The organism is Curtobacterium luteum, from assembly GCF_001475545.1.
In the GTDB taxonomy this organism is placed as follows: domain Bacteria; phylum Actinomycetota; class Actinomycetes; order Actinomycetales; family Microbacteriaceae; genus Curtobacterium; species Curtobacterium luteum_A.
Window position 1 is genome coordinate 1 of the sequence record NZ_LDQC01000143.1, and the last position, 8,192, is coordinate 8,192.

The window sequence follows — 8,192 nt, forward strand, 5'->3', positions numbered from 1 at the left end:
GCTTCGGGGCGGGAGCTCGCGCTCCTGCACCTTCAAGAAGCCCTTCGGGTCAGCCATCGGTCGCCTCCGTGGTGTTCGTGTGCCCTGTCCGTTCCACCGACTGGTCCTGGTCAGCCATTGGTCGCCTCCAAGATGCGGTTCCAGACGACGTCGCCGTCGGGGTCGAGCCCCTCGTCCACGGCCTGCTGCCGGGTCGCGAGGACCGCCGCGTAGTCACGCGGCAGCACCTTCACGAAGCCGCTCAGGTCGCCGGACTCGAGGAGTTCGGCCGCGACCGTCGAACCGGTCTCGTCGCGGTGTCGCTCGAGCAGGTCCGTGACGATCTCGACGTCCGCGCTGTCGAGCGGCCCGAGGCGCAGCTCCCCGCTCGCGAGGGCGTCCTGGTTGACGTCCTCGTCACGGAGGCCGAGCACGTACGCCGTCCCCCCGGACATGCCGGCGCCGAGGTTGCGACCGGTCTCGCCGAGGATGAGCGCGAGTCCGCCGGTCATGTACTCGAGAGCGTGGTCGCCCACACCCTCGACGACCGCGGTCGCCCCGGAGTTCCGGACCAGGAAGCGCTCCCCCACGATCCCGCGGATGAACATGCTGCCCTGGGTGGCGCCGTACCCGATGACGTTGCCGGCGATGACGTTCTCGGCGGCGTCGAACGCGGACTCGGCGTCCGGTCGGACGATGACCTCCCCGCCGGACAACCCCTTGCCGACGTAGTCGTTGCTGTCACCGACGAGCCGGAGCGTCACGCCCGCGGGCAGGAACGCACCGAGTGACTGCCCCGCGGAACCACGGAGGGTGATGTCGATCGACCCGGCGGGCAGGCCGTGTTCGCCGTGCCGGATGGTCACCTCGTGTCCGAGCATCGTCCCGACCGCACGCTCCGTGTTGCGGATCGGGAGGTCGAGCGCGACCGAGCCGCCGTGCTCGAGGACGTCGGCGGTGCGCTGGATCAGCTCGACGTCGAAGTGCTCGTCGAGCTCGTGGTCCTGGTCGCGGAGGTGGCGGCGCGCCTCGTCCGACGGGAAGGACGGACCCTGCAGCACGGGGCCGAGGTCGAGGCCGGACGCCTTCCAGTGCTGTACGGCGCGGTCGACGTCGAGCACGTCCGCCTGGCCGATCGCCTCGTCGAGCGACCGGAACCCGAGCTCGGCGAGGAGCTCGCGGACCTCCTGTGCGATGAACTCGAAGAAGTTCACGACGTACTCCGCTTTGCCGGAGAACCGGGCCCGGAGCTCCGGGTTCTGCGTCGCGACGCCGACGGGGCAGGTGTCGAGGTGGCACACCCGCATCAGGATGCAGCCCTCGACGACGAGCGGTGCGGTCGCGAAACCGTACTCCTCGGCGCCCAGCAACGCGGCCACGACGACGTCGCGCCCGGTCTTCATCTGCCCGTCGACCTGCACCACGACACGGTCGCGCATGCCGTTGAGCATGAGCGTCTGCTGGGTCTCGGCGAGGCCGATCTCCCACGGGGTGCCGGCGTGCTTCAGCGAGTTGAGCGGGGACGCGCCCGTGCCGCCGTCGTGGCCGGACACGAGGACGACGTCTGCGAGGGCCTTCGTCACCCCGGCAGCGACCGCGCCGATCCCGGACTGGCTCACGAGCTTGACGTGCACGCGCGCGGACGGGTTCGCCCGCTTCACGTCGAAGATCAGCTGCTTGAGGTCCTCGATGGAGTAGATGTCGTGGTGCGGCGGCGGCGAGATGAGTCCGACGCCGGCGGTCGCGTGCCGGGTCCGGGCGACCCACGGGTACACCTTCTGCGGGGGCAGCTGCCCGCCCTCGCCGGGCTTGGCGCCCTGGGCCATCTTGAGCTGGATGTCGGTCGCGTGGGTCAGGTACATGCTCGTCACGCCGAAGCGACCGGACGCGACCTGCTTGATCGCGCTGCGTCGCTCCGGGTCGAGCAGGCGTTCGACGTCCTCGCCGCCCTCACCCGTGTTCGACCGGGCACCGAGACGGTTCATCGCGATCGCGAGGGTCTCGTGGGCCTCCTGCGAGATCGACCCGTACGACATGGCACCCGTGTTGAACCGCTTGACGATCGACTCGATCGGCTCGACCTCGTCGAGCGGCACCGGCTGGCGGGCACCGTCCTTGAAGCGGAACAGCCCGCGGAGCGTCATCAGCGCCTCGGACTGGTCGTCCACGGCCTTCGAGTACTCCCGGAAGATGTCGTACCGGCGGGCGCGCGTGGCATGCTGCAGCCGGAACACCGTGTCCGGGTTGAAGAGGTGCGGCGGACCCTCGCGCCGCCACTGGTACTCGCCGCCGGTCTGCAGCCGCTCGTGCGAGAGCACCGCGCCGTCCTGCGGGTACGCCTGGGCGTGCCGCTCGGCGTTCTCGCGGGCGATCACGTCGATGTCGACGCCGCCGAGGATCGAGGACGTGCCCGTGAAGTAGCGGTCGACGAACTCCTGGGACAGGCCGACCGCCTCGAACGCCTGGGCGCCCGCGTAGCTGGACACCGTCGAGATGCCCATCTTCGACATGATCTTCAGCACGCCCTTGCCGAGCGCCTTGATGACGTTCCGGACGGCCTGCTCCGGGCTGAGACCCGTGATCATGCCCGCGCGGACGAGGTTCTCGCAGGTCTCCATCGCCAGGTACGGATTGATCGCCGAGGCACCGTACCCGATGAGGGTGGCGACGTGGTGGACCTCTCGGACGTCGCCGGCCTCGACGATCAGACCGACCTTCATGCGCTGCTCGGTGCGGATGAGGTGGTGGTGCACGGCCGCGAGCAGCAGGAGGCTCGGCACCGGTGCGTTCTCGGCGTTGCCGTCTCGGTCGGACAGCACGATGAACTGCTTGCCCGACTCGATGGCGGCGTCCACCTCGGCGCAGACCGCGTCGATGCGCTTCTGCATGGCGGCCTCGCCGTCGTCGACCCGGTACAGGCCCCTGATCGTGACGGTGAGGTGCCGCCCCGACGCGGTCTCGAAGTGCTGGATCTTCGCGAGCTCGTCGTTGTCGATGACCGGGAAGCCGAGCACGATCTGCTTGGCGTGCTCCGGGCCGGCGGACAGGAGGTTGCGCTCCGGACCGAGACCCATGCCCATCGAGGTGATGACCTGCTCGCGGATGGAGTCGAGCGGCGGGTTCGTCACCTGCGCGAACTGCTGCGTGAAGTAGTCGAAGAGCAGTCGCGGACGCTGGGACAGCACCGCGATCGGCGTGTCCGAACCCATCGCGCCGAGCGGCTCCGCGCCCGTCTGCGCCATCGGACGGAGGAGGATCCGGACCTCTTCCTCGGTGTAGCCGAACGCACGCTGTCGTCGGGTGACCGAGGCGGGCGTGTGCACGATGTGCTCGCGCTCCGGCAGGTCCGTCAGGTTGATCCGACCGGACTCGAGCCACTCGCTCCACGGGCCCGAGGCCGCGAGGGAGCGCTTCACCTCGTCGTCCTCGATGATGCGGCCCGCCTCGGTGTCGACGAGGAACATCCGACCCGGACGGAGTCGGCCCTTGCGGACGACCTTCGCGGCCGGGACGTCGATGACGCCGGTCTCCGAGCCCATGACGATGAGGCCGTCGTCGGTGACGAGGAACCGCCCGGGGCGCAGGCCGTTCCGGTCGAGGGTCGCACCGACGAGGGTGCCGTCGGTGAAGGTGATCGCGGCGGGGCCGTCCCACGGCTCCATGAGCATCGAGTGGTACTCGTAGAAGGCCCGGAGCTCCGGGTCCATGCCGGTCTGGTTCTCCCAGGCCTCCGGCACCATCATCGACACGGCGTGCGGCAGCGACCGCCCGGTCAGGCTGAGGAGCTCGAGGACCTCGTCGAACGAGGCAGAGTCGCTCGCCCCGGGGCTGACGATCGGCAGCAGCGGCGCCATGTCGCCGAGCAGCTCGCTCTCCAGCTGCGACTGCCGCGCCCGCATCCAGTTGCGGTTGCCGCGGACGGTGTTGATCTCGCCGTTGTGCGCGAGCGTGCGGAACGGCTGCGCGAGCGGCCACGACGGGAACGTGTTCGTCGAGTACCGCGAGTGCACGATCGCGAGCTTCGATGCGAAGCGCTCGTCGCTGAGGTCGGGGTAGAACGGCTCGAGCTGCAGCGTCGTGACCATGCCCTTGTAGACCATGGTGCGGCTCGACAGCGACATGAAGTAGACCTCGAGGCCGTGCTCGGCACGCTTGCGGAGGCGGAACGCCTGCCGGTCGAGTGCGATGCCGCTCCAGGCCGCTCCGTGCACGTCGTGCCGGTTCGACGCCACGAACAGCTGCGCGAACGCGGGCATGGCGGCACGGGCCAGCGTGCCGAGGACCTCCGGGCGCACCGGGACCTCACGCCAGCCGAGGACACGCAAGCCCTCTTCACGGGCGATCCGCTCGACGGCGCCCTGCACGCGGTGACGGTCGTCCTCGTCGAGGGGCAGGTAGGCGGTCCCGACGGCGTACTCCCCCGCCGCGGGGAGGTCGAACGGCACCTCGTCGCGCAGGAAGGCGTCCGGCACCTGGCAGAGGATGCCCGCGCCGTCTCCCGTCCCGGCGTCCGAGCCGACGGCGCCGCGGTGCTCGAGGTTGCGGAGCGCGCCGAGCGCAGCGTCGACGATGTCGTGTCCGGCGGTGCCGCGGAGCGTCGCGACCATCGCGAGGCCGCAGGCGTCCTTCTCGTTCGCCGGGTCGTACATGCCGGTGGCGTCGGGGACGGCCGAGAACCGGCGGTGCGGGGGCAGGAGCGACGACGCGGTGCTGCGCGTCTGGTCTGGCTGGTGCGCCATGGGGAACCGTCCTCACGAGGATGGGAACAGGGACAGCGGTGGCCCGGTGGTGCGTTCCGCCCGGACGGGCGGGACAGGTGCCCGTCCGTGCCGACGGCGGGTTGCACCGTCGGCACGGGTGGTGTTGCGCCCGGTTCGTGGCGGGCGGTGGTCGATCGGCCTCCGGTCCGGCGCGCTCGGAGCTCGATGTGGGGCGCTGAGCGCTAGGACCGGGTGGTGCCGACCGGGTCGGCGGCGACGGCTGCAGGCTCGTCGTCGTGCTCCGACCAGGTGTCGTCCGAGTCTACATCGGCGCGCGCGTCGGGCCCGCGACCCGGCAGGTAGGGCGAGGGCTCCTTGCCGGTGTGCCGACGCGACTGCACCACGAAGATGATGACGCCGAGCAGGACCGCCGCGAGGGCCATCCACACATTGGTGCGGACACCGAAGAAGGTCTCGCTCGTGTCGACGCGGATCGACTCGAGCACCGAGCGGCCCGCGCCGTACCAGATCAGGTAGAGCGCCATGACCTTGCCCCACTGGAGCGTGAACCGGCGCGCCAGGAAGAGGATGACCAGCACGCCGAGCACGTTCCAGATGATCTCGTAGAGGAACGTCGGCTGGAAGAGGGTGCCCTCCGGCAGGCCCTTCGGGTACGCAGCGTTGGTCGACTCGATCTCGAGGCCCCACGGCAGGCTCGTCGGCATGCCGAACAGCTCGTGGTTGAAGTAGTTGCCGAAGCGGCCGAACGCCTGTGCGAGCAGGACGCCCGGAGCGATCGCGTCGATGAAGGTCGTGAAGCGCAGGCCGACCTGGCGGCAACCGATGAACGCGCCGAGGGAGCCGAGGATGAGCGCGCCGAAGATGGCGAGCCCGCCCTCCCAGATGTAGAGGAACGACCACGGGTCACGACCGGGCCCGAAGTAGTCGCTGACGTGGGTGAACACGTGGAAGAGGCGGCCACCGATGATGCCGGCGGGGACGGCCCAGATCGCGATGTCGATGATGATCCACCGCTCGACACCCCGGGCGTTGAGCCGGTGGTTCGCCATCACGACCGCCACGACGATGCCGATGAGGATGCAGATCGCGTACGCGTGGATGCGGAAGTCGAGCGGCAGCGACCAGCCGAACGCGTCGCGGAGCCAGGCGGTCACGTCGAAGTACTGCCAGGCGGTGCTCGGGCTCGGGATGCTCAGGAGGGGCATGGAGGTGCGGTCGCCTTTCGGTGCGTGCTGGCCGGGCCGCCGTCCGGCACGGCCCCGATCACTGTAGCGCGGACCACCGGCCCGCCAGGACCGCTGGAGGCGGTCCTGTGGAAATCGTGACGGTCGGGGCGTTCCGTGGGGAACACGGACCGGAGGCCCGGAGCACGTGACCGACGTGGGTCACGTGATCCGGGCCTCCGGTCCGGTACTGCTGCGGTCGGGCCGCGGCGCGCCGGTGCGTCAGCGGCGTTGCGCGCCGCTCGTGAGGTCCGCTGCGCGGTCCGCGACGCCCTGCACACCGAGGTCGGCGAGGGCCCGGACGAACGCGGACCCGACGATCGCGCCGTCGGCGTACTCGAGGACCTCGGCGACCTGGTCGGCCGTCGAGACGCCGAGGCCGACGCACGTCCGCTCGACCCCGGCGTCCCGCAGCCGGGACACGACCGTCCGCGCGGCAGCGTCCACGCCGAGTCGCGCCCCGGTGACGCCCATCGTCGACACCGCGTACACGAACCCGCGGCTCGACTCGACCGCCTGGTGCATGCGGGCGTCGGTGGAGGACGGCGCCGCGAGGAAGACGCGGTCGAGGTGGGTGCGCTCCGAGGCGTCCATCCATTCTCGGGCCTCGTCCGGGATGAGGTCCGGCGTGATGAGTCCGGACGCTCCGGCGGCGACGAGGTCGTCCGCGAACCGGTCGACGCCGTAGCGCAGCACCGGGTTCCAGTACGTCATGACGAGCACCGGCACGTCGGCTCGGCTCGTGATCTGGTCGACCGCGTCGAAAACCTGCGCGACCTTGAAGCCGTTGGCGAGGCTCTCCTCTGCGGCGCGCTGGATGACCGGACCGTCCATCACCGGGTCGGAGTACGGCAGGCCGAGCTCGATGACGTCCACACCGTTCTCGGCGAGGGCGACCGCCGCGTCGACGCTGGTCTGCAGATCCGGGAAGCCGGCGGGCAGGTAGCCGACGACGGCACCCGAGCGCTCGGCGTTGGCCGTGTCGATCGTCGACGCGACCGAGGTGTTCGTGTTCGTGCTCACAGCTGGACCGCGTTCTCGTCGAGGATGCCGAAGTAGCGACTGGCGGACGCCACGTCCTTGTCGCCACGGCCGGACAGGTTGACCAGGATGACCCCGTCGGGGCCGAGCTCCTTGCCGAGCTTGATCGCGCCGGCGAGGGCGTGCGACGACTCGATCGCGGGGAGGATGCCCTCCGTGCGGCTGAGGAGTCGGAACGCCTCCATCGCCTCGGCGTCGGTGATGGGCTCGTACTTCGCCCGGCCGATCGCCGCGAGGTGGGCGTGCTGTGGTCCGACGCTCGGGTAGTCGAGCCCGGCGGAGATGCTGTGGCTCTCGATCGTCTGCCCGTCCTCGTCCTGCATGAGGTAGGACTTCGTGCCCTGGAGGACGCCGGTCCGGCCGAGCGAGATGCTCGCGGCGTGGCGACCGGTCTCGATGCCGTCACCGCCCGCCTCGTACCCGTACAGGGCGACGGACTCGTCGTCGAGGAACGCGTCGAAGATGCCCATCGCGTTCGACCCGCCGCCGACGCAGGCGGCCACCGCGTCGGGCAGCCGGCCGACCTTGTCGAGGACCTGCTGCCGGGCCTCGTCCCCGATCACCTTGTGGAACTCGCGCACCATCTCCGGGAACGGGTGCGGCCCCGCGACGGTCCCGAGCAGGTAGTGCGTGTGGTCGACGTTCGCCACCCAGTCGCGGAGCGCGTCGTTGATGGCGTCCTTGAGCGTGCGGGAGCCGGTCTCGACCGGGATCACCTCGGCACCGAGCAGTCGCATGCGTGCGACGTTGAGCGCCTGCCGCTCGGTGTCGACCGCGCCCATGTAGACGACGCAGTCCATGCCGAACAGCGCCGCGGCCGTTGCGGTGGCGACGCCGTGCTGGCCCGCGCCGGTCTCGGCGATGAGGCGGGTCTTGCCGAGCCGCTTCGCGACGAGCGCCTGGCCGAGCACGTTGTTGATCTTGTGCGAGCCGGTGTGGTTGAGGTCCTCGCGCTTGAGGATGATCCGGGCGCCTCCGGCGTGCTTCGCGAACCGCGGCACCTCGGTGATGATCGACGGGCGCCCGGTGTAGTCGCGCTGCAGGTCGTCGAGTTCCTGCCGGAACGCCGGGTCCGCCCAGGCCTCGCGGAAGGCCGCCTCGAGCTCGTCGAGCGCCAGGACGAGCGACTCGGGGACGAAGCGTCCGCCGAAGTCGCCGAAGTACGGGCCGTGCTGTTCGCGGAGCGAGGTCACGATGTGCCTTTCGTGATGGGTCCGGGATGCCGGAC

4 protein-coding genes are annotated in these 8,192 nt (G+C 70.4%); all 4 read right to left on the reverse strand.

Annotated features, from left to right (window positions below; all coding sequences use genetic code 11):
- Positions 1-110: 110 nt before the first annotated feature.
- Positions 111-4,718, reverse strand: coding sequence for a glutamate synthase large subunit (gltB, locus tag NS184_RS16670; protein ID WP_058727195.1), 4,608 nt, complete (start codon positions 4,716-4,718; stop codon positions 111-113).
- A 203-nt stretch (positions 4,719-4,921) separates the two neighbouring features.
- A complete protein-coding gene (lgt, locus tag NS184_RS16675) occupies positions 4,922-5,905 on the reverse strand; it encodes a prolipoprotein diacylglyceryl transferase (RefSeq protein ID WP_083513797.1) in 984 nt (327 codons plus the stop codon).
- Between the two features lie 240 nt (positions 5,906-6,145).
- Positions 6,146-6,946 carry a tryptophan synthase subunit alpha gene (gene trpA, locus NS184_RS16680; protein ID WP_058727196.1) on the reverse strand — a complete coding sequence of 267 codons (801 nt, stop codon included), beginning with the start codon at positions 6,944-6,946 and terminating at the stop codon, positions 6,146-6,148.
- Positions 6,943-8,157, reverse strand: coding sequence for a tryptophan synthase subunit beta (gene trpB, locus NS184_RS16685; RefSeq protein WP_058727197.1), 1,215 nt, complete (start codon positions 8,155-8,157; stop codon positions 6,943-6,945). Before trpB ends, trpA begins: the two co-directional genes overlap by 4 nt.
- Positions 8,158-8,192 lie beyond the last annotated feature (35 nt).

What these genes read in the sequence shown, in the direction of transcription:
- lgt (WP_083513797.1), bottom strand. Translation starts at nt 5,905, where the DNA reads ATGCCCCTCCTGAGCATCCCGAGCCCGAGCACCGCCTGGCAGTACTTC.
- gltB (WP_058727195.1), bottom strand. Translation starts at nt 4,718, where the DNA reads ATGGCGCACCAGCCAGACCAGACGCGCAGCACCGCGTCGTCGCTCCTG.